General features: G+C 32.0%; 27 protein-coding genes. 4 read left to right on the top strand and 23 right to left on the bottom strand.

Translation table 11 applies throughout. The annotated features are described in order from the left end of the window. Positions 1 to 30: 30 nt before the first annotated feature. The 4 genes from ACVWXS_RS13435 (at position 31) to ACVWXS_RS13450 (ending at position 3,868) form a co-directional block, all read left to right on the top strand. The gene (locus tag ACVWXS_RS13435; protein ID WP_456958564.1) at positions 31 to 831 is read left to right on the top strand and encodes an ABC transporter ATP-binding protein; all 801 of its coding nucleotides are present in this window, start codon (positions 31 to 33) and stop codon (positions 829 to 831) included. Continuing rightward, a complete protein-coding gene (locus ACVWXS_RS13440; protein WP_456958565.1) occupies positions 828 to 1,850 on the top strand; it encodes a FecCD family ABC transporter permease in 1,023 nt (340 codons plus the stop codon). Before ACVWXS_RS13435 ends, ACVWXS_RS13440 begins: the two co-directional genes overlap by 4 nt. After that, entirely contained in the window at positions 1,847 to 2,863 is a 1,017-nt protein-coding gene (locus ACVWXS_RS13445) for a FecCD family ABC transporter permease (RefSeq protein ID WP_456958566.1), read from the top strand. The genes ACVWXS_RS13440 and ACVWXS_RS13445 overlap by 4 nt, the downstream gene beginning before the upstream one ends. A gap of 87 nt (positions 2,864 to 2,950) precedes the next feature. After that, on the top strand, positions 2,951 to 3,868 hold the full coding sequence (locus tag ACVWXS_RS13450) for an ABC transporter substrate-binding protein (RefSeq protein WP_423473416.1): 918 nt from the start codon (positions 2,951 to 2,953) through the stop codon (positions 3,866 to 3,868). A 174-nt stretch (positions 3,869 to 4,042) separates the two neighbouring features. Here the strand turns inward: ACVWXS_RS13450 and ACVWXS_RS13455 are convergent, their stop codons facing one another. The 23 genes from ACVWXS_RS13455 to ACVWXS_RS13565 form a co-directional block, all read right to left on the bottom strand. Beyond that, complete coding sequence (locus tag ACVWXS_RS13455) at positions 4,043 to 4,513, bottom strand: SMI1/KNR4 family protein (RefSeq protein ID WP_456958567.1); 471 nt, start codon at positions 4,511 to 4,513, stop codon at positions 4,043 to 4,045. Between the two features lie 102 nt (positions 4,514 to 4,615). Further along, positions 4,616 to 4,831, bottom strand: a complete 216-nt coding sequence (locus ACVWXS_RS13460; RefSeq protein ID WP_456958568.1) for a bacteriocin immunity protein — start codon at positions 4,829 to 4,831, stop codon at positions 4,616 to 4,618. A 251-nt stretch (positions 4,832 to 5,082) separates the two neighbouring features. Next, on the bottom strand, positions 5,083 to 5,856 hold the full coding sequence (locus tag ACVWXS_RS13465; protein WP_456958569.1) for a macro domain-containing protein: 774 nt from the start codon (positions 5,854 to 5,856) through the stop codon (positions 5,083 to 5,085). Positions 5,857 to 5,916: 60 nt separating this feature from the next. Next, positions 5,917 to 6,456 (bottom strand): hypothetical protein, encoded by a 540-nt coding sequence (locus tag ACVWXS_RS13470; protein WP_456958570.1) that lies wholly within the window; start codon positions 6,454 to 6,456, stop codon positions 5,917 to 5,919. 195 nt (positions 6,457 to 6,651) lie between these two features. Beyond that, positions 6,652 to 7,248: a hypothetical protein gene (locus ACVWXS_RS13475; protein ID WP_456958571.1), complete on the bottom strand. Its 597-nt coding sequence runs from the start codon at positions 7,246 to 7,248 to the stop codon at positions 6,652 to 6,654. Positions 7,249 to 7,392: 144 nt separating this feature from the next. After that, positions 7,393 to 8,073 (bottom strand): hypothetical protein, encoded by a 681-nt coding sequence (locus ACVWXS_RS13480; protein WP_456958572.1) that lies wholly within the window; start codon positions 8,071 to 8,073, stop codon positions 7,393 to 7,395. 368 nt (positions 8,074 to 8,441) lie between these two features. Then, the gene (locus tag ACVWXS_RS13485) at positions 8,442 to 9,308 is read right to left on the bottom strand and encodes a hypothetical protein (RefSeq protein WP_456958573.1); all 867 of its coding nucleotides are present in this window, start codon (positions 9,306 to 9,308) and stop codon (positions 8,442 to 8,444) included. Positions 9,309 to 9,683: 375 nt separating this feature from the next. Next, a complete protein-coding gene (locus ACVWXS_RS13490) occupies positions 9,684 to 10,037 on the bottom strand; it encodes an immunity 51 family protein (protein ID WP_402991429.1) in 354 nt (117 codons plus the stop codon). A 427-nt stretch (positions 10,038 to 10,464) separates the two neighbouring features. After that, positions 10,465 to 10,920 (bottom strand): SMI1/KNR4 family protein, encoded by a 456-nt coding sequence (locus ACVWXS_RS13495; protein ID WP_456958574.1) that lies wholly within the window; start codon positions 10,918 to 10,920, stop codon positions 10,465 to 10,467. A gap of 277 nt (positions 10,921 to 11,197) precedes the next feature. Then, positions 11,198 to 12,007 (bottom strand): hypothetical protein, encoded by an 810-nt coding sequence (locus ACVWXS_RS13500; protein ID WP_456958575.1) that lies wholly within the window; start codon positions 12,005 to 12,007, stop codon positions 11,198 to 11,200. Between the two features lie 281 nt (positions 12,008 to 12,288). Next, complete coding sequence (locus ACVWXS_RS13505) at positions 12,289 to 12,711, bottom strand: hypothetical protein (protein WP_456958576.1); 423 nt, start codon at positions 12,709 to 12,711, stop codon at positions 12,289 to 12,291. 73 nt (positions 12,712 to 12,784) lie between these two features. Further along, on the bottom strand, positions 12,785 to 13,318 hold the full coding sequence (locus tag ACVWXS_RS13510) for an SMI1/KNR4 family protein (protein ID WP_456958577.1): 534 nt from the start codon (positions 13,316 to 13,318) through the stop codon (positions 12,785 to 12,787). 56 nt (positions 13,319 to 13,374) lie between these two features. Continuing rightward, complete coding sequence (locus tag ACVWXS_RS13515) at positions 13,375 to 13,860, bottom strand: hypothetical protein (protein ID WP_456958578.1); 486 nt, start codon at positions 13,858 to 13,860, stop codon at positions 13,375 to 13,377. A 136-nt stretch (positions 13,861 to 13,996) separates the two neighbouring features. Continuing rightward, on the bottom strand, positions 13,997 to 14,596 hold the full coding sequence (locus ACVWXS_RS13520) for a hypothetical protein (RefSeq protein ID WP_456958579.1): 600 nt from the start codon (positions 14,594 to 14,596) through the stop codon (positions 13,997 to 13,999). A gap of 307 nt (positions 14,597 to 14,903) precedes the next feature. Next, positions 14,904 to 15,623: a hypothetical protein gene (locus tag ACVWXS_RS13525; protein WP_456958580.1), complete on the bottom strand. Its 720-nt coding sequence runs from the start codon at positions 15,621 to 15,623 to the stop codon at positions 14,904 to 14,906. 94 nt (positions 15,624 to 15,717) lie between these two features. Then, positions 15,718 to 16,050, bottom strand: coding sequence for a DUF7716 domain-containing protein (locus ACVWXS_RS13530; protein ID WP_456958581.1), 333 nt, complete (start codon positions 16,048 to 16,050; stop codon positions 15,718 to 15,720). 105 nt (positions 16,051 to 16,155) lie between these two features. Then, on the bottom strand, positions 16,156 to 16,548 hold the full coding sequence (locus tag ACVWXS_RS13535; RefSeq protein ID WP_456958582.1) for an immunity 22 family protein: 393 nt from the start codon (positions 16,546 to 16,548) through the stop codon (positions 16,156 to 16,158). Positions 16,549 to 16,824: 276 nt separating this feature from the next. Next, positions 16,825 to 16,983: a hypothetical protein gene (locus ACVWXS_RS13540; protein ID WP_456958583.1), complete on the bottom strand. Its 159-nt coding sequence runs from the start codon at positions 16,981 to 16,983 to the stop codon at positions 16,825 to 16,827. An 815-nt stretch (positions 16,984 to 17,798) separates the two neighbouring features. Next, on the bottom strand, positions 17,799 to 18,407 hold the full coding sequence (locus tag ACVWXS_RS13545; protein ID WP_427521612.1) for an SCO family protein: 609 nt from the start codon (positions 18,405 to 18,407) through the stop codon (positions 17,799 to 17,801). Positions 18,408 to 18,517: 110 nt separating this feature from the next. Continuing rightward, positions 18,518 to 18,640, bottom strand: coding sequence for a YvrJ family protein (locus tag ACVWXS_RS13550; RefSeq protein ID WP_456958584.1), 123 nt, complete (start codon positions 18,638 to 18,640; stop codon positions 18,518 to 18,520). Positions 18,641 to 18,825: 185 nt separating this feature from the next. Next, a complete protein-coding gene (locus tag ACVWXS_RS13555) occupies positions 18,826 to 19,137 on the bottom strand; it encodes a hypothetical protein (RefSeq protein WP_456958585.1) in 312 nt (103 codons plus the stop codon). 865 nt (positions 19,138 to 20,002) lie between these two features. Then, on the bottom strand, positions 20,003 to 20,461 hold the full coding sequence (locus ACVWXS_RS13560) for an NUDIX hydrolase (RefSeq protein ID WP_427421994.1): 459 nt from the start codon (positions 20,459 to 20,461) through the stop codon (positions 20,003 to 20,005). Positions 20,462 to 20,580: 119 nt separating this feature from the next. Beyond that, the coding region (locus ACVWXS_RS13565) for an IS3 family transposase (protein WP_456958588.1) at positions 20,581 to 20,690 on the bottom strand (110 nt) is incomplete at its 5' end.

Genomic DNA, 20,690 nt, shown 5'->3' on the forward strand with positions numbered 1-20,690 from the left:
ATTTAAAAATTCATATAAAGAAGGACAACTATGATTAAAACATTACAAACTGAAAACCTTACCATTTCATATGATGAAAAAATTATCGTTGAGAATTTAAATCTTTCAATACCTATTGGAAAAATCACTGCTCTCGTAGGAGCAAATGGTTCTGGAAAATCAACCATTCTAAAGACTTTAGCTCGTCTACTACAACCTAAAAATGGACATGTTTTCCTCGATGGCAAGAAAATTCATCAATATTCAACGAAGGAAGTTGCAAAAAAATTAGCTATTTTACCTCAAAATCCAATTGCACCAGATGGATTAACTGTAAGTGAGCTCGTAGCTTATGGGCGTTACCCGCACCAAAAATCCTTTAGCACACATTCAAAAGAAGATTTTCAAATTATCAATTGGGCTATTGAAGCTACTGGTTTAACTGCTTTTGAAGAACGCCCCGTAGATGAACTTTCAGGTGGTCAACGGCAACGTGCTTGGATTGCTTTAGCTCTTGCACAAAAAACACCGATTTTACTTTTAGATGAACCGACAACCTTTTTAGATATGGGACATCAACTAGACGTATTAAAGCTAATTCGTAAGTTAAATGAAGAACAGCAACGTACAATTATTATGGTTGTTCATGATTTGAATCACGCCACTCGTTTTGCTGATCACATCGTCTGTATTAAAAATGGTGAAGTTCGTGCGGAAGGCAATCCTGTTGAAGTTGTCACTGAACCTATGTTAAAAGAAGTATTTCAAATTGAAGCAACGATATTAAATGAACCTAAAACTGGTTTACCTGTTTGTATTCCTACAGATTCAATTGCAGAGGAGAATATATGAATACTAATCAACTTCTTTGTAAAACAAATACAAAAGCATTTTATACAACGCTTCTAATTAGCACCATCTTATTACTATGTAGTCTTTTTTTCGCACTCTCATTTGGCGCAAAATCGTTACCCTTATCAACAGTATGGGAAGCAATTTGGCAATTTGATGAATCAAATGTGGAACATCAAGTTTTACATTCAGTCCGATTTCCTCGGGTATTAGCTTCTGCACTAGTAGGAGCGGCGTTTGCTGTAGCTGGAACTTTAATGCAAGGAGTAACGCGAAACCCACTCGCTGATGTAGGAGTCCTCGGTATCAATGCTGGGGCAACCTTTGTTGTTGCGATTAGCTTCGTAATATTCCCAAATATTCCATTTACTTTATTGATGATTCTATCATTTATCGGGGCAACGTGCACAACACTTTTTATCTTTTTTCTCGGGATGAATGCACCAGGTGGATTAACACCGCTTAAGTTAACACTAGCTGGAACAGTTATTGCCTCAATGTTGTATTCACTGACAGCTGGCATTGCCATTTACTTCGAATTAAGCCAAGACCTTGCCTTTTGGTACGCAGGTGGGGTTGCAGGAGTTGAATGGCCACAACTTATCGCAATAGCACCCATTATCGTAACTGTTTTAATCGCTGCGATGTTACTAGGGAAATCCCTATCGATTATGGCGATGGGTGAAGAGATGGCTATAAATTTAGGTTTGAATACGAAGCGAATTCGCATTTTAGCTATCATTTTCGCCCTCTTACTAGCAGGCGTTTCTGTAGCAGCAGTCGGTTCTATTGCCTTTGTCGGTTTAGTGATTCCACATATTGCACGCAAATTTGTAGGTGTTGACTATCGCTTTGTATTACCAATTAGCGCTTTGCTTGGTGCGTTATTATTAGTTATCGCTGATTTAGTAGCGCGTACAATAGATCCACCTAAAGAATTTGCCATTGGTGTCATTGTCGCTATGATTGGTGTGCCATTCTTCTTAATGATTGCACGAAAGGAGAAACGAGCACTATGAATATTTTTCAAAAACGAAAAAAACGTACTCGTCAAGTTATGCTCATCCTTACATTATTGACATGTGCAACAGTTTTATATGGGTTGAATACGGGTTCTTTAAAAATTGCACCTATCAATGTACTATTAACTTTTTTAGGTCAAGGAACAGAAATTGAGGAAATGGTGTTGTTTGAGTATCGTTTGCCTCGTATTATCATTACAATCCTTGCTGGAGCTGGGCTTGGTGTTGCCGGCGCAATATTTCAAGGAATAACACGAAATCCTTTAGCAGATCCAGGGATACTAGGCATCCATGCTGGTGCTGGAGCAGGTTTAATGATTTACATGACGTATTTTACAACGATCAATACAATACCTGCCTTAGCTATTCCTTTATTTACTTTTGCAGGTGGAATCATCGCTGCTTCACTTATTATGTTTTTTTCATATGAGCGACAAAAAGGGGTATTACCAACCCGCTTACTGTTAGTTGGGATTGCCATTGCTGCTGGATTTAATGCATTAACACTGTATTTATCATTACAGCTTGATGAGAAAACATATTCTTTTGCAGCAAGTTGGCTTTTGGGAAATGTTTGGGGACGTGATTGGATTCATGTATACGCATTACTTCCATGGATTTGTATACTCCTGCCTTTAGCATTTATGAAGAGTAAAACATTAAATAGCTTTTCATTAGGCGATTCTATTTCTACAAGTATTGGGACAAAGGTTCAAAGCGAGCGTATTAAACTCTTATTTTTAGCTGTTGCCCTTTCATGTGCAAGTGTTGCAATGACTGGTGGTATTGGATTTATTGGTCTCGTTGCCCCACATATTGCAAGACGCTTAGTCGGACCTGCTCATGAACATTTATTACCGATTTCTGCATTTGTGGGAATTGTTATTCTTGTTCTATCTGACACGCTTGCCCGTTCCATTTTTGAACCTAGTGTAATACCTGCTGGCGTTATTGTGTCTGCAGTTGGTGCTCCATATTTCTTATATATTTTATTTAAATCAAAAAAATAGATTGTTTTTTACTAAAAATAATAATATACTACCAAAGTGGTCATTTGATTGATAATGATTATCAAAATCACTTTTTAGGAGAGTCCTATGAAAAAAACAATTTTAAGTCTGTTCACTGCACTATCTGTATTTACATTAGCTGCATGTGGAAATGACAAAACATCAGAAGAAACTACAACTGAGAAAGAAACTACACCAATTAAAGAAAGTGTTACATACGACAAAGACGTAGCATCAATTTCTATTTTCTTAACTGGTAACTTACAAGCTCTAGAAATTACACCTGTAGGAACAACTACAAGTGATTTCTTACCATTACAAGAAGAGCGTTTCCCAGAAACTGAATATTTAGGTTTCACAAAAGAGCCTGATATGGAAGCTTTAATCGCATTACAACCGGATGAAATTTTCATCGATGCTGAATTCGCTGAAAAACATGGTTTAGATAAATATGAAGCAATCGCAACAACGCATGTCATTAATCTAGATGAAGGCCGTTGGAAAGATCACTTAAACAACATTGCTGAAATTACTGATCGTACTGAAACAGCTGAACAATTCATTGCGGACTACGATGCAAAAGTTGAAGAAGTAAAAGTATTAGCTAAAGATAAGCTTGGCGAAGGTACTGTCATGGCGGTTCGCGTATCTGCAAAAGGTATCCGAGTTTATGGTATGGAGCGTCCATTAGGTCCGATTTTATTTGAAGATTTAGGATTTACTCCAGCACCTGGTATCGAAGCAATCGATAAAAACTGGGAGAACATTTCAAAAGAAGTACTACCTGACTACAATCCGGATACGATGTTCGTTTTAGTATCTTCCGTGGATGAAGGTAGTCAGCAAGTCTTTGATGAATTACAAAACGACCCTATTTGGCAAAGTTTAAAAGCTGTTCAAAATAATCAAGTAATCGTTATTGAAGAAAACCCTTGGTTAGACTATTCTGCTTATGGTAACAAATTAGCATTAGAAAACTTAGAAGAAATTTTATTAGCTAAATAATTTAAAGTATACACAATTTAATATACTTCCTTTACTGATAGAAACCCTTTTGTGAAATACAAAAGGGTTTCTTTTTTGTGAGATAGCTGATGAAAACAAAAATAAAACGTATTTTTGATGTCTTAGATATTTGTCTCAAATCCACCTAGGTAAACTAAACCATTAAATAACTTACTACTCTTTCCTGTATTCTTCTAGTATTTCAAGAAACTCGAATAGATTTTCAGCAATCTCAATGTGAGTATATGGCAAACCAGTTTCTTCATCCGGCTCATCAAAAAAACATGCACAAACTGTGGGTTCATTGAAATTAAAATCCAAATATAATATGTTACCTGATCCATCCTCTCCAAAAGGAAGATATAATCTATTTCCTAAAACATGCTGCTTAATCATAAAAAATACATTTTCCGAAATTGTACATTCTGTTTCTTTTGCCAATAATGGATATAAAAAGCTGATATTAAATACTTCCTCATCCCCGTCATAGATAGTATTTTCTTCTGGTACCCCACCATTTGATAATCTATAAAATTCGATATAAGAATCTGGCAACTTTTTTTCTAGAGCTTTTTCTAACTTAACAAAATCATCCTCTAACACTGCTCGTTTATGATATCTATTAATGAATTTTATTTTTCTCATAATGTTCTCCTAATACTTACGCATTTAAAATATGATATGGACTGTTGGTAATTTACAGCCACTTCCCCAACTTAAATCACGATAACGTTTGTCAGATAGTTATTATAGTTGGATGGGTTTATAGCTCAAAGCTTTATCAACTACTTCCTCAGGGAGTAAATTATCATAAAAAATGTAGTTAGCAGCTTCAGGATCAATTACGTTATCAAGATTCTCTTCTAATAACTGGTCATCCTCCGCTTCAGTCTTAATTTCAGCATTCATTATTCTAGTTACCAGCACGATAAGCTCTTCTCTATTCAATTTTCTATCAGCCATTATTAATTTCCTTTGCCATATTTATTTTCTACAGTAATGATAAACAGGCGATAAAATCCCTTTATTTCACAAATCAATAAACTATCTATGTAAAAAACTCCACCCACTGCATGTAATGGTGGTCGATGATGTAAAATTTATCGAATTATTCCGCTAAAAATTTAGTTAATGGTTAATAAAATACAAAAAACAAATCACCATAACCCCTTTTAATTGTTCATTACCACTATCCTACTCTTTATTTACTGTTTTCATAATTCAAGAACACTACATTTTATTTTGTAATAAATCAATTCCTCATTTATTATTTTTTCAATCTCCCTCCAGTCCCCACCTGCTAATCCCGAACCAATTTTAGGCATCTGTATCGATAATCTATTTATTAATGAAAATCTTGCAACTTTTTTTAAACATAAACGAAGTGCATCATAATCAATATACTTTGTACTATCTTTGTAATTTTTCCTTACACCTTTTTGTGCAAGCATATTTGCAATAAAAGTATTTTTCTGTTGCCCAAAACATACAAACTGAACTTCTCCTAACCTAAATGCCTCTTTGTCTTTAGACCATTTTAAATATTCCTTCTTTGCAACAGGGAATTGCTTTGATAGAGATAGAACAAAACCTTTTCCCCATAATCCTAATATGTTAACAACATGAATGATTAGTGTATTTTCTTCTAAGGGAAGAGCAGCATCACCTTTTAAGTAGTTTATTTGAGATTTGTTAACATGAACTAAAGCAGCCTTCTTCCACTTACTTTCAAATTCTACTCTAGTAATAGGTACACTATCGCTTAAATCTAAACTATCAACATGTCCATCGTACAATAAAAATCCAATATTTTCGTTCCAATCTTTCAATGATGAAGAAATATACATATCATTATTGATTATGTTAATTTGCCTAGTTGCAATTCCATTTTCAAATTCTGTAAATAATTGTCCGTTACCTTTTGCAAAATCAACATTATTACATTTGTAGTATATTAAGCTACCCTCGGATTCTACATACTGTTTCACTGATATATAGCCCCTTTTAACTTTCAACAGATCTGATCTTCCTTTACAAGAATGTATCTTTCAAAATAATTGAAAAGGGGATGTTTTTGAAAGTCCTTTTTTAATCTTTTCAATTTCTTCAATGGCTTTTTGTTTCCAATGCTCCTTTAATCTAAAATGTTCATCATAAAAATTTTTGTTATGAAGTTGAGAAACTAATTCTGCTAGCTCAAACCACTCTAATATATTCATTGACATATTCAACATGTTTTCAGGACTAAAATCTTCAAGATCATGATCATAAAAAAATATTGTTGGCGGTGATTTAATATCATCAAGATCAATTATCCAAAAATCACCTCTACCAGTTTCGGCGAATATCCAATGGCTTTCTTTAAATTCACTAAAATCTTCGTGATACTCTTTATTATAGTTTCTTGCTTTTTCATAAGATAAAAAAATGTGATCTGCCTCAATTTTATTATCGGCAAGTTTCTCATATAAGAATAAACAATCCTCTCTCGTAAACTCACTAATTTTAGGAATTCTATTTCGATGTTCTAAGCTATCAATTATTTCATCAAAATTTCTTTTCTTTATTATGACCATCACTTCTTTCACAACTAAATTCTTTTGATGCGATTAGATTTTCGTATTTCAATATAAAAGAAAAACATATAAAAAAATTGTCCCAAATGAGGATAATAATTAGTTATACCATATAATACCATTTTGAATACAAAAAAACACATATAAAGAAAGACTTATGTAGTCTTCTATATATGTTCCTGTTTTGTTCTAATCAAAAAGGTAGTATCATTCAGTCCTTCGATTTTCAGGATCAACTACAAAATTATACTCATCGATACTCTTTGTAAAATCAAAGCGTGGTAGCTTTTCAGTTGCACTAAAATTAAAAATATAGCCAAACTCTATATTAGATTTCACATTTCCCCCATAGTATCCTGTTATTCTAACTGAGTAATTGTTCTTTGACATCTGCACACTGCTACAATTGTCGTAACTATTATTTTTTATACTTTCATAGTGTAAGTAATAATTTTTATCCCAATCAATTATAGCCGAGATATCCGATATAATAAGATTTCCACTAGAAACGTGTAGAGGAAAAGGATTTGTAATAAAGATGTGATTTTCTTCAGATATCAAAGTATTTCCCTGTTCAGGATTAATTATTATTTGATAGTAATCATCAAGTTCAGGAATCTCGTAAATCGGAATAATGCAACCTTGAGAAATAACATCCTGGCCTATTTTTTCATTGTTACTAAAGATTTTTAACAAATCGGTTTCAACAATGTTATTTTTCTCTAAGAAGTTATTTAAAGTTAAAGGATCGAACATTACTAACCCAGGAGCATATAACATCAATTTAAATTTTATGACTTCCATTACCTCCCCCCACAATTTTTCATTGTATGCCTTCTAATAGCTTCATAAAATCCTTCATGAACTATTACGCTGCATCTCGTTGTTCGTTAGAGCTCTTCTCAATTCGTCTACTTAATGAATCAAAAAACTCATGTTATCCATTTCTTATTCTTGGATATATGAATATATCTCGTCCTCTAATAGATCAAATAAATTCATCTTAATATTTTCATAATGTACAGATGAAATTTTTAATACTTCTTTGAGAGAAATACTGATTAAATAGAAATCACCATCTTCAATAGCCAAGAAATCACCATCAGATAAATCCCTTAAATGTAACATACTACGCTCTTCTACTTTTACTTCAAATACTTCACTCTCATTAAAGTTTTGAATTCCCCAAGACAGTAGTTTTCTTTTTACGGTACCTTCTATCGTTATTTCTTTTACTTTAACAAAGTCAATGTTTATTTTACTTAGGTCTAAATCAGATTGGATTAATTCAACATCAGAGGAGACACCTGCAATTACTCTGTTGTTAAAAAAAATCTCAAGATTTACATCTTTTCTTATATTTTCATTAAATATTTTAACACCAGTTATAGAAAAATTTTTTTCACCTTTTTTTTTATATTTTTTAATAACTTCCCTATGAAATGAAACACCAATATAATGATTTAAATATCCAGTTACCGGAAAAACACCTTGTAAAATCCCTTCATTTATTTGATTTAAATAAATTGAATATTCACTCGGAAGTTTTTCTAAAACTGCTATTAGCATTTTATTAAACCAGTCTATATCAATTTCAAATGACCTTTTTTTACGAAAAAAACTAAACAATTTCATCACTCCTAATTCGTTATTAAAAGGATTACATTTCTTTGATGGAAACTAAGTAAACTAGTTAAGTGAGAAGTCGTAATTTGCGTACATTTCCCATCTCATTACGAGCTATATAGATTTTACACCCAGTCTACTAGTAAACTGTGAACGGTTGTCCAAGAAACCTATTCACCTATCAAATAATCTAAAGCGGCTTTTTCCAGTGAGCGGGCAACATCATGTCATTTCAATGTCACGTTTCTAATAGTGTTCCAAACTCTTTAATATCAAAACTTTTTGCGGCTTTGAAACATTATTTCTTACATAACCTTCAAAAGTTCTTTCACCAGGTTTTGGAATGTAACCTTTATTAGAAGATACCTATCCTAATGGCTTTGAAGCTTTTCTTGTAACAAATTATTTATTTCATCTTTTTTGTGAGAGTAATGTCTCTTTTCAGGGTGAAATGCAACCTCTCTTAGTGATGGACACTCTAACAATGGTGATAAATCTCCACTTTTACAATTCCAAAAATTTATTTTATACAAATTTTTCATAGATTTCACAAATTCTAGAGAATCAACATCTGAAAGCTGTAATTCTTTTATAGTACTATTCCCTGCCAAAAATGTTAGATCAGTAAGTTTTTTACATTTTTCAATTTGGAGTCTTTCAAGTCCTTTTAGTTTACTTAGAGCGTGTGCATCTTCTAGATTATTTAGATACTGGAGCCAACACCATTTCAAGGAATCTAAATCCTCTATCCCAGTCAAAGAAATTAGCTTAGTCGAGGTGTCAAGACGCAAAAATTCTAATGATTTTAGTGAACAAAACTCTTTACAATCTGATTTAATATATTTAATAGCGTATAAGCTTTTTAAATTAACCAGTTTATCTAAGTTTAAATAGTAATCTTTTCGAACAACAACCTCCTCTAATTTTTTAAAATAGTTCAAATCAAGCTTTATTGGCTGAGATAGCGTGACTTCTGTAAGATTAGTTAATGTAGATAATGCTTCAATATTTTGATACTTGGATAGTTTAAAATTATCGCTAATCCGTAATTTATTGATAAATGTTTTGTTGTTGAAAGATGAAAAATCTAAGTGACATTTCAAATCTGTTGCCAGATTCAAATTACGGATTCGAATTGAATGGTGATTTTTCTTCTCAGCAATCTGTATTCCTTCCTCAAGGAAAAGTGGGTCTATCTCAAAAAAGCCAATACTATCATTAAATGCATAGTTCATCATTATTTTACAACCACCTTTTTCTCAATTTGTTTTATTATGCATTGAGCGTGATTTGAAATATTTGTTGTTCTTTTATACCTATTGTTAAATCCATAAACGTTTTAGTAGATCAGTAACAAAGTATTAAAAAACGGCAATAAACCCTAATTCATGGATTTATTGCCGTTTTAAATCAAACTTCAAATCATTTGAAGAAAGTAAAGATTTGTTGAAACATTCTACATTAATTAACAAACTGCTTAATATGAAATATTTTAGAACTCTAAGACAAGTTATCTCTCATACTACCTCTTCTGAAATGAATATAAATTTATCTATTTCTACTGGCGTGTACTCCTCTTGATACCAATAATTCGCCTGAGAGAATTTTAATATTCAGTCCAATTCGGCCCGAGAAAATAAATCCTTGATGGTAGAATCATCTTCACATGTATTTTTAAATGAAATAGCAAACTTCTCTAATGCTTTTTTATCAGAAGAATATGCACAAAACATATCGGCTTCGGGATCAAAATTGACAATACCTTTTAATTCGGGCATTTTTTCTTCAAGAAAAACTATTGCTAAAGAATTCCAATCATAGCCATTCCCTTCAAATCCCTCATCCGATCGCGTATCAAAAAGCTCGTGCTTATAATTACCAACATTTAAACATAAGGACGCAGAACCTCCATCATGATCCACCCAAAAAAACGGAGCTATTTTCTGTTTATCATCTATAATATTCATCTTAATCCTCCTGCAAAATAAAATTTTTTTTACACATCGTAACGTCACGCTATCACTGAATACATAATAACATGCTCATAACACTTTAAATTACATGATTACCTAGTTCAATTTACAACATGCTTTCTAGCTCTGCAGCTTCATTACCCTCTGGTGCTGCACTAAATATTTTCATAATTTCATCCAATTTTTATTATATCTTACTTTTTAGATTCTTCACACATTTTTATCTATAAAATCTATTAATTCACAAGCATCCCCCTTAGCCTATTCCATATGAACCCACTCAATAGAACTCTCAATGGATTTATTGTCATTTGTTAATTTATCCAAATTGAAATCTAAATCATTTGAAAAGGTTGTTGTATGTATAAACACCTTGTATTAATTTTTCTCATATACAATGTAATATTATTTCTATCGCCGATTATACGTAATAACCTCCTGATTGCGGAAAATACTCCATTAACATTTCCTGTAGCGAGTTATGTAGTAATTCTACCTCCCATGAATCATGCCAAAAAATAAATATCTTTCCTTCTTTATTCATTAAAACAGGATTCCCTGAGCCATCGTCTGAAATCACATAAGCCTCTTTCAATTCTTGTGGAATCATATCTTCTCCACCTTTTCTAAACCGATGAGTAAGCTCAACTACAGTGGCTTTTCCCATTGAACTTCCGTTTATAAATGCATAGATAGCAAATCCTGCACAAGCACCCCCAAATAATTTAATAAATTGAATATACTCTTCGTTAAATTTTACATTCAAAACTTGTTCAGCATTCAAAATGTCTTCGTCAGTCGCTGGTTCTCCTTTTAGCCCTTCAAACTCACTTTTGTTCAAAAAAGATTCAATTCTTCTAATAAGATTTGCATCCACAGACAACACTCTCCCAGATACACTTTCCATATTAAGTAAATAATGAACAAGGTTATAAAAAAAGCAATCAACCCTAAATAATGGATTTATTGCCGCATTTAAATTCAAATCAATTATTATCTACTGCATCAATTCCCTAACTCATATAGAAAATTTGTTCTTCCGCATCACATGAAGCTTCTGTACAAGTAACAACATTGCAATCATATCACCACTTATATTCCACCTAACCATTGAAGGTATCTCATATTCTTTTAAATTTCACAATCAAATGCCTTTAACGTATAAGGCGTTGTGCATCCGGCACTTTTTCATTTTGAATTACAAATTGCAATATCTCATCCTCATCAAGTTTATACCCAGGTTTATCCTTTGGAATTTCAGCCAGAGATGTTTGAAGCAAAGGATGGTCTATATTAGGTGTGGCTAGTCCCTCTTTTTCTCTTATTAATTGAATACAATAATAATCGTAAGGAATACAGTCGAACGATAAAATTTCACTTGATTTATCTGGTGTGTCGCTTAAACTATAGAGGTGAAAATCACAAAGCTCATAAAGATGCTCTCCATGCTCTCCCGGTAAAACATCAAACATTTCAGGCATTTCCCCAGTTTTCCAATAATGATATAGGCATGTCATAAAAACATGATGAGTATTATTCTCAGAATAAAAATCTCGATCTTTCATGAACATATTAGTTGCATATTTGTATGTTAGCTCCGCAATCTCTTCATAACCCCATAATAAGGAAAGCCCGATAAGCCCTCCTATTTGACTGTCCGATACACTTCTTCTACTAGGATTGCTTTTGATCATTTGAATCAGCCAAAAAAGTTGCTGCTCTAATAATATCCATGCTAATGGTTCCGCATTTAGTATTCTATTTTTTGCATTCATTTCAAGATGAACACCTATTCCCATTTTTAAACGGTCAGCCAAACGATTTCGTTCATTTTTTTGAATTAAGTCTTTCATTTCATTTAGTCGATTATCTAGTATTTCTTTTACTTCTTCATCTGAAATTACTCGTTTTTTGTACTCTTTCATCACTCGATCAAAATACTTCCAATATTTATTAGTACGCATTCTTCCACTCCTTTCCGAGTCCATTCAGCAATGAGAAAATTGCTTTTTAAGATCTATTTTGACACGACGTAACCTTATCTTAAATCGTCAGTACTTTTAATCCGTTTCACTATACAAATGTATATTCTTCTCTGAATCGTCCCGCACTCCAAACGAAAGTTAAAAACCCTTCTAAAAACCATGAGAAGAAAAATTCTCAGAAACAACAATATTTCTCGGTTACTTTGTAGAAAGAAATATCCGTTATTTAGAGATACAAAATTCTACTTTAACTAATAAACCTAACCTTTTAAACTTTTTGACCACCTAATATGGTAGCTGAGCTGTTCTTCGATTTTTACGAACCTCAAACTATTGTCAAACTCAAATATGTCAACTACATCTTTTAATTTCGCTGGTTCTCCAAATTTTACTTTATATGCTAAACGTCCAGTACCCATCGATAGCTGCATTGTAGATGGATAAACATTTAACGCAGCCCCATTACACATAACCTGTATATGTTTATCCTCTAGATGTTGTCGCAGGCTTTGAAGTGCTAGGAAAAAGTTTTCATGTTTGAAACTTATTGTGTCACCTAATATTAATAGTTCTATTAAAACCATTTCTTCATCATCTGGAGATTCCTCATATAGTTTCAACATACCTTCAAATATTTTTCCGTCATTCATAGCAAGTTTTATAGTTTTACTTTCATAATTCAAAATATCACCTTCCCAATATTAGATCAGGAATAAATTCGCTTGTAAGTGCCAATTTTCTTTTTTACATTACAGTCTACTTAAGTTTTGCCTGAATGTGCTTGCAAAATTCTAAGAATGAAGGTGCTACAACGATTGCATCATCAGGGTCGTAACTTTCTTCGTAATCTATATATTTAATTTCCCCAGTTTGGATATCAATCCAAAAATCATTATCCGCATGATTATCTGCAAAAGGGATATGAAATAAAACAAAGTTCTCGAAGTCCTCAGAATAATCTATCCTTCTATCTCTTGCTCTTTCAATAGACATAGTGTAATAAGAATCATCCTCATCTTCTATTATCGGAATATGAAAAAAACTCCCGATTTCAATCGAGAAATAATCCTTATTTGTTATTTCATAAAAGTTATCAGGGTAAATATATGCCCCTTTAGTAAACAATCCACCATTCATAGCTACATAAAACTCAATAAAATCTTTTTTTCCTGGAAACTCATCAGATACAATCTCACTTATTTGGGAAACCGATATTCCCTTCCAAGAATTCCTAAATGAAATATCGTTATTCAGAAAGACATTAATGTTTCCTTTAGAATTGTTGTTCATTAAAATTCCATTCCCTCATTTTTCGTTTTCCATATTATTTTTACTTTCACACCAAGCTAATCAAAAATCATTCCTTTCTTTTTCAGAAACAAGAACCAATCATCCTCTTCAAAATTCGGGATAGCTTTACAATATCCAGATCCAAAAACATAATTTTTTAAAAAGAAATCTAATTCTCCAAAACAATTCATCAGAGTATCATCTTCATCCGTGATGAATCTATAAACATTCCCATCAAATTTGTTCATTATCAATGGTTCATAAAGAATTTGGCCTATTGATAACCATGATTCTTTTTCATCTTGTATATCTGAGAGAACATATTGATTTCTTTCTAATTCACTATAACTCCATAAATCAATATCACCACAACGCGCTCCGTTTGTTAAATTTAATAAGGCGAAATATTTTCCTACCTTTAAAGAATTAACCTCACTATCTCCCTCGATACCATCATTTAATTTTCCAAAAACAATATTTGAAGGATCTTCTTTTAAACTTTCTTTTAAGCAATCAACAATTTTTTTAATATCCTCGTTCATTAATAATCAACCTCGCTAACCTGCTACTAAGTTTTTGATTTGCGGACTATTTGCTACGACCCGATATCCAACTTTGTTTGACTTTCTAAAAATCAGTTAGATTTGTATCCGGACTACCAAGTTGTGGAGTCTATTTCTAATTCTTCTTACTGTTATTCAATTGTTCTATAATATCTAGAAATAGATTGTGGGTATCTTCAACTAAATTTTCTTTATCAATAAATTTTCTCATTATATTAATTACTTCTTCTTTTAAATCATCTGGTACTTCATCAATACTTTGTTTGATAACTAGACGAAATATACGCATAGAATCCTTTTTAGGCGGTATCTTTGGAATCGAAAGAATATATACCCATTTATTTTCATAATTATCGAATTGCGGTAAAAAGGCAACTCGTGAGGCTACGACAAATTTAATCCATTTATTTTTAGACCCAGCATGTCTCATTAAAAAGCTATACAAACTTTGAGTATTTACCTTGAACCTCTCAGAAATCATCACTAGCGTTCTAACAAACAATTCTAAAATTTTTTCATCCGTTTCATATTTGTATGCAATTTCTATTAATTTTTCCAATACAGCAGGATTAGAAAAAAAAGTTATTCTATCAACACCGATTTCAGCACATGTTTCCTTATACACTTTTTTTACTACCGAAAGCGCATTTTCTGGTAATGCCTCTAAATCTTTAATTATCCTTAAAATTTCCACTTCATAATTTACTTTGGACATATCATTTCCCCAATTTTATTTACATTTACAATCTTATCTTCTTCATTTTCAATAGTGATCCATAAACATTTTTAATATCAAAGTTACTTGCAGATTAGGTTTTTTGTGTCAAAAAATCCTCTCCCAACGAAGTTAGAAAATAAATACAAAAATAGTTCCGTTATTAACTAAAAAACAAATGTAAAAAAGGGCTTATTACTTCTTCTTTACATTTGTTTGAATAATCGAACGAAATATCCATATTCGCTCGATTTAAACTATTATTTTTTGTGTTAGAATGTTTGTCTAATAATACTTACACATGAAATTAATCCGACTCAGAAAATATTTTTGTAATCGATAGTTGACTGCCTGCAAGATTATTATCTTGGCTAAAAATCTCTGATAAGTGATCAGACAAATCGTATACCATGTTATAGTCCCTATCAATTACTATTTGACTTATACTATTTTGAATATAGCCTCTAACACTTATTTTTATTACCTTCGAGTCTTTATATTTATATAGTTCCTTAGCGAGCGTATACTCTTCTTCATTACCCTCTTCATCATTGTCTATTTCATGTTCGTAAGTTATATATTTTTGTGGATATCCTTCATTATTCAAAACTAAAATTGATATTTTATCGAGGCTTTTAATTTCAATTCCATCAGAATATCTAACTTCAATTAATGAATTTCCTTCTTTAAGAAGGAACTTTTCAGAATATATATACTCATCATTTGAATATAATTTAATGTTAACAATATTATTATCTAACTTACCATATGCTATAATTTGGTCCTTTTTTTTAGGTTCTTTTTTCAATAACTTCCCTTTTTTATATCCTGATCTTTCAATTTCAAAAGGAGTAAAATTATAATAAAATCCTCCCTTCGACCATTCCCACTGTAATTCTTGAGTTTCATAATTAACTTTCAATTGGTTATACATTTTTTTATATAAATTAAACTGCTCCCTTAAGAAGGTTAATTCTTCTAATTGAATATCTTCAATGTTATTTTTTGCATTTGAATTTAACCCCATTTTTTCACGCCTTTCTTACCTTATATTATTCCTTCTTTATTCACACTTCCTAAGTTAAAACATCACCTAACTATAAATCATGCAGGAATCCACTTTATAATTCTAGAAACGCATCATTTTCATAGTAAAAAATAAATGCACTTAGCAACTGGTCTAATGATGTTTTGCCCAACTGAGCCCTTACATTTTCTAATACATCTTCAATACTTGCACCATCTAATGTTTCTATCCAGCCATTTTCTCTAACCTGTTCTGGCAAATAAGCATCTGAATCAGGTGAAAAATCAGAACTATCTAGTGAGAATACTCCTTCTGTATCCAAACTCCATTCAGCTTGATTGGGCGGGAGATAAAACCACGTATTTGGATTATTTTCTGGAAACAGCAAAACATCCCTAATACTAACTAAATTCATATTTATATTCATCCAAAACATCCTTTATTGAGTTTTTTAAATCCGCCTGTTGGTCGATGAAGATTTGCATGTTCTCGCACTATATGAGAACGCCTAGCTACAAGTTCTATCCTTGTCTTATAAATCAGTATCAAAAACACCAATATAAATAAGTTTGTTGTAAAGTTTATTTAAATCTGATATTACTAACTCAGGATCCATATAATAGAACATTGAATTAATACTTTCAAAACCTTTTTCTATACAAGTATCCTGTATTTCAATACCTACTTCTGATGAAACTGATAACTCCCCCAAAAACTCTTTTATATTTCTCAATTCCTCTGTTCTAAAAACACCTATTAAATCCTCGTCATACCACCTTTCACCAATATCTTTACAAAATTGACATACATTATATTTAGGGTCATCGATATCTAAATCCGGATCACTATAATCCAATTCAAAGTATTTTTCAAAAACATCTGTATCATCATGGTTAATACCAGCCCATATATGAACTTTAGACATGCACATATTGTTACAACTCACTTTCAGAAAGTATATTCACTTTTTAGATAACTTACAGGCTATGTTTTTATGAAAAGAACCTATACTCTTTCTAACCTTTTTTGTAGTTGCATCTTTAAATGCTCACCAATATCATCTAGTTGAGCTTTGTTAGAGTTTTTTCCTGTAAAACTATCTAACTAGTTTTTTCATGTTTCGGAATCTAGTCAAACCAGTTGAAGTACTGTTTCTTTATTTTCATATTAATGTTGCTTATCTTACTTCAATATTTATTTCTTAATATTTACGTTCTTCCTCTTCTTCATCTAGTAAGTAATTAAGAAAGTCAGAAAAATCCTGCCATACATCTGGCATTGAAATAAAATCTTGCTTTTCTGATTTAGTTACTTCTACAGAATCAAGCCATATGATTGCTGGCTTGTTTTCAGTATCCATAACAATAATACTTTCGGCTTGTTAAGCAATAACAACAAATCTATTCGGTAAACCAACCGCCTCTCGGATTCTTAAAGTTTCACCTATAAAATTAGTTGGATCAGATAATATAAAAGAATGAATATCTATCCCCCTAAACATCTCCTCCACTGTAGAAACTAGATATTTCTCGAAAGTCATTAGGTAGTTTTATTTGAAGTTTTTGTTCAATTTTATCCAAGCACTCTTTAGAAATTCCATCAATATCGTATAAAGTTCTATATTTATTTCGCAATATATTTACATCATGCATATTCTTTCTACCTCTTCTAGAATGTATTTTTTATATTCCAATATTCTCGTGTATCGCCATCATATTTCGTGCTATTTATCGGATAAATAAGATGTGGTGTATTTCTTTCAAATTGGCTATGTAATATTACTTTCCAACACCATGTTAATGAGTACTTGTTTCTACGATTGCAGCTCTCAAATCTTGACTAAGTAATGTAACGTTACAAAGCTGCAATCAGATATTGTTTTGCCTTGTTCCTTAAGATTCAATTCATTTCTAATTGGTTCTTGTTCCATTTACACACTTTCCATATTAAGTAATAGTTTCAAAAAAATAAAGGGCAATAAATCCTAACCAATGGATTTATTGCACCTTTTAAATCATTTAATCTAATTTTAACTCTTAATTATTTAATAAGTATAAGCATCAGACAAAATTTCTCTGTCCTTCTATACTATAAACGAGGCTAATAGTGCTTAAGATTATTTTTTGCCAATATAAAAACCGTCTCTTGATTGTCGAGACGGTTCCCTAGTATCCATTATAAATTTTCATCAATGTATGTTTCTATATCTGAAGCAATTGTATCAATCGGTACATCTTCAGCATTCTGAGCATAGCCACTATACATTTTTACTAAGACGCCATCTTTATCAACTAAGAAAAATTGGTTTCCGTGTATCACTTGGTCGCTGTTCGGATCATCTTTTACCATTATTTTTGTTGATTTTACAGCAAACTGCTCAATATATTTTTGTGAATAGCCCGTAAGAAGATTCCATTTAGATTCATCAGGAACATTATATTTGCTTAAATAATCAGCTAATACTTCAGGCTTATCAACGTCAGGGTCAATTGAAAACGCAACAATGTTATAATCTTCGACACCTTTTTTCTTTAGCTTTTCTTGAACTTGTGTCATATTAAAGGACATTGGTGGGCAAATTGAGTTACAATTCGTAAAAATATACATCCCAATCCAAGGTTTTCCTTTTAAACTCTCTAAAGAAACCTTTTCTCCGCGTTGATTGACATGTTCAAAATCTGGTAATTCCAAATTATAATCTGCTTTAAACTTTGTATTTCCACATGCACTGAGCACAGCTGTTAGTGCAAAAAGTAAAACAAGCCCAATTATTTTATTTCTCATCTTAAACACTCTCCCTACAACCTACATACACTACCCTCATCCTATCGCACGATATCAACGTTGACAAGGAACCTACGTGACATCTTTCGTACATCTTTGTGAAATCCATTTCACTTTAAGTAGACAAGTGCATCATGAATAGCATCCAGTTTAACCACTACTCGGTGTAGTAAATAAAACGATACTAAGATAGGAAAGCTGACATCCGATAGCATGTTTAACCACTGGTCCATGTGAATTCCTCCTCTACTTTTGATAAAAATGGTCTCTGCAGAACATTCTGCAAAGACCATTTCTTTATTAAAGTGTCTTACTTCTATTATATTCATCTTCCCTTAGACAAAAAAAATAGCCCCATCAGGGAGTGATCTTTTTATCCAAAGAGCAACTCTACATTATACAACTACTATATTAGAAATTACTCAACTAATTCTACAGTAAGTGTAGTAATCGTAAGTGGTGCTGTACCTTGAACTGTACCATTATAACCAACTTTTACCTTATCACCAACCTGAAATGTTTCGTCAGGATTCTTTGCAAGGTTTACATAAATTATTCCGTAAACTGGACTGTCTTCAGTTTCAGTTACATAAACAAAAGCTTCCCGATCATTTATCATCTCTTCAATCACCCCTATAAAAGTTGCTTCAACTTTCCTATTTGAGTTACATGTAATTAATAAACCGCAACATAGTAGAAATGTAATGATCAAACTAATTTTCTTATTCAAAATATAGCCCCCTTTAAATCTACTTCTAACACTATCACCTACTTCTTTCAGATTAATATTAACTTAAATTAACATTTATTGGTACATTGATTTCTTTTCTATTCCAGCCAATTAAATGACTCCATAAATACAAATTTTAAGACCACCCATAAAATGCTTTTCTCTTTTAAATTCCAGTCTCGGATACGAGGTGTAAGTTGAAAGGCTTGATGTAGTCCCATATACCGAAATAACCCTACGATGATGGCTATGAGAAAGAACAAAAACACATGTGTTGATGACACATCTTCTTGAAGATGATTGATGTTATTAGCGATTACCCCTACCCATGATAAATAAGACCACAATGGCTAGAATCGACGACAAGGCATTAGATTTATTAGCTCTCCTAAGCTTTCTTGTGCTAGGTTTCCTCCCGATAAATACCATCCCCTTTTAAGTAAGGGTTATTATGTCCATTTAACAATAATAAATAAATTTAGTTTCCCCGGGATCTTATTATCTTTATAAAGAGGCCTTTAAAGTCTAGATAAAAATAACATTTCGTTATTGAATTAACGGGAGCTATAATTGGTGCAAAATGTTTTAGGCTCAAATGAGTACGCATATGCACGATTTTATGCACACTAGATAGCTAACCATAATTGTGTAATTGTTGATATATCAATTGTTTGCACTCCCTGCATAAAAAGCTATATAAATAATGTTCATAGGAAAAACCGCGAAACGTTGATTTAACAACACTCGCGGCTTTTTGGTGTATGTCCAAACTTTCAATTGGGAACGTTACTTTATTTTCTTATATACGATGTAATCACAATTATGGTGTATGCGTGATTTATCCTCACCAACTGTATTGAGGCAGTTAAATTTTTAAATGACTCAAAGGTTTTTTCTTAACAAAATTATTTTCAATAGATTGAAGAACTTCTTCATTACCAGGTAAACTTACAATTTCTTTTGCTTTTTCAAAAGGAATCCATTGATATTCACTATGTTCGTCGTTTAAAAAGACAGATTGCTCTTCGTGAACAAAACCTACAAACACTGGTGCAATGTAAATGTAATTTTCTTGCGGAGAAAAAATTTGGTCAAATTGATTAGAAGAATACAATTCGAGTTCTGTGATGCCTGTTTCTTCTGTAATTTCTCTATAAACAGCTTCTATTGCCGTTTCTCCATCTTCAATACCGCCTCCTATATAGCACCAAATATTATTTAAATTAAGAGATGTTCTTTTTAGTAGTAAAACATGATATGTGTTATTTATTTCTTTTAATAATACAGCAGCGATACCTGTGGACTTGATAGGAATAACATTCACCGTTTACACCTACTTTCATATTTTAGTGTCAAAATTTTTTATTAATTAGACAATATTAAATAAAAAAGTTCCAAAAGCGTTGTGAAGTGACCCCTAAAAGTTAGACACGGTTATTTCATTTAGGCAGCTTGGGTAAATTGCGTTCGGTATTGCACCGGGCTCAATTTTAATTTTGCCTTAATTCGTTTCGTGTTGTAATAATGTATATATTTTTCTAGCTTTTCTTTAA

It is taken from the genome of Lysinibacillus sp. TE18511 (genome assembly GCF_054062295.1).